The following is a 1,706-nucleotide window of genomic DNA, read 5'->3' as shown; positions in this document are numbered from 1 at the left end:
CCACCACCGGAAACAACCGAAGTGACACCACACCACGGGACTTGACCCCGCAACCCGACTGAGCGGATGCCGCTCCCTCCCGGGGTGCGGCTCCACGGTGTTCGTGCGGGCGAGGCTGTGATCCTCGGGATGTCGGGCGACACGAGGCGGATTCCTGATCCCTCCGGGGCGGAGATCACGCGCAAGGTTCTGGCCCGGAGCGTCGCTCAGAGGCGCTCGAAACGAAGCTTCCTCCACAATCATCCGGAGTCGCGAAGCTTTCACATTCGAAGAAAAGGCCGAACAAAATGTCGCACCCCCAAGCGACAATGGGAACATGCATTCCACATCCGCCGCCACCCTTCTCGCCGCTGATCAGCGCGCGTGGAACGACGTGGTGGGCGCGATCGACCTCGCTGAGCGCATCGTCGCCCGTGCCGAGGTCGAGCGGATGCGGGCGCTCGCCGCCGCGGGCCGTCTGGTGCGAGACCTCACGGCCGACACCCCCACTCGTGTGCGCGAGCACGACATGGTGCTGCGGTCGCTGTCCGCCGAGATCGGCGCCGTCGCCCGGCGCTCCGACCGCTCGGTGCAGCGCGATATCGGTGACGCGATCGAACTCGTCGAGCACTACCCGGCCACCCTTTCCCGGTGGGAGGCCCCTTTCCCGGTGGGAGGTCGGTGACATCACCCGGGCTCACGTGCGCACCATCGTCGACTGCGGCGCCATCGTTCCGATCGACGCACGCGCCGATTTCGATACGGATGCCGCGGCCCTCGCGACGCACCACACCCCGGGTCGGCTCCGCCGACTGCTCGAGCAGCTCGCCGACGACATGCACCCGCGATCACTCGTCGAACGCCACGTCGACGCGCGCGCCGAGCGCTGCGTGCGCGTGGTCGCGCGCGGCGAAGGAATGTCCGACCTCATCGTCACGACACCGACGCTGCTGGCCGACGCCGTGTACGACCGGCTCACCCAGCAGGCCCGCATTCTCATCGACACGCGCGCGCATGTCGACGCCGGCGCCGACGTCGACGCCCATTCGTGCGTCGATGCCGCCGACACCCGCTCCATCGACCAGGTGCGCGCCGACCTCGTCACCGACATGCTGCTCACCGTCGCTCCCAGCGCCGACCCGACCCGCACCGACGACGGCCCGGGCGTTCTCGGAGCCATCCGAGCCAAGGTGCAGATCGTCGTTCCCGTCGCGACCCTGCTCGGCGACGACGACCGTTCCGCCGAACTCGCCGGCCGCAGCCCCCTCGACGCCGACACCGCCCGCCGGCTCGCCGGTGCCACCCGCTGCCCGTGGGAACGCGTGCTCACCCACCCCATCACCGGGCAGGTGCTCGCCGTCGACACCTACCAGCGACCGGCCGCCCTCGACCGCTACCTTCGCGCCCGCGACCAGCACTGCCGATTCCCCGGATGCCGCGTCCCCGCCGTGCGCTGCGAAGTCGACCACACCACCGACTGGGCGCTCGGAGGCAAGACCGAGGCATCCAATCTCGCCCACCTCTGCCAACGGCACCACTCGATGAAGCAGTTCACCGCGTGGACCGTGCGGCAGCACCCGGGCGGCATCCTCGAATGGACCTCACCCGGCGGTCGAACCTACCTCGACCACCCCGCCGGCGCCGGCGCGCACGCCGTCACCTTCACGCCCGATCCACCCGGCGACACCGGCTCGCGCGCGCATCCTCGACACGACGAATCCACCGCA

2 protein-coding genes are annotated in these 1,706 nt (G+C 70.1%); both read left to right on the top strand.

Annotation, left to right across the window (positions count from 1 at the left end; genetic code table 11):
* Positions 1 to 316: 316 nt before the first annotated feature.
* Entirely contained in the window at positions 317 to 664 is a 348-nt protein-coding gene (locus ASG00_RS14680) for a hypothetical protein (RefSeq protein ID WP_156454704.1), read from the top strand.
* A gap of 16 nt (positions 665 to 680) precedes the next feature.
* A partial coding sequence (locus ASG00_RS00460; RefSeq protein WP_162238309.1) for an HNH endonuclease occupies positions 681 to 1,706 on the top strand: 1,026 nt, incomplete at its 3' end.

Source organism: Microbacterium sp. Leaf351 (genome assembly GCF_001423825.1).
GTDB lineage: Bacteria > Actinomycetota > Actinomycetes > Actinomycetales > Microbacteriaceae > Microbacterium > Microbacterium ginsengisoli.
Note: the sequence above shows the minus strand (reverse complement) of the source record. Positions and strands in the feature narration are given on the sequence as shown.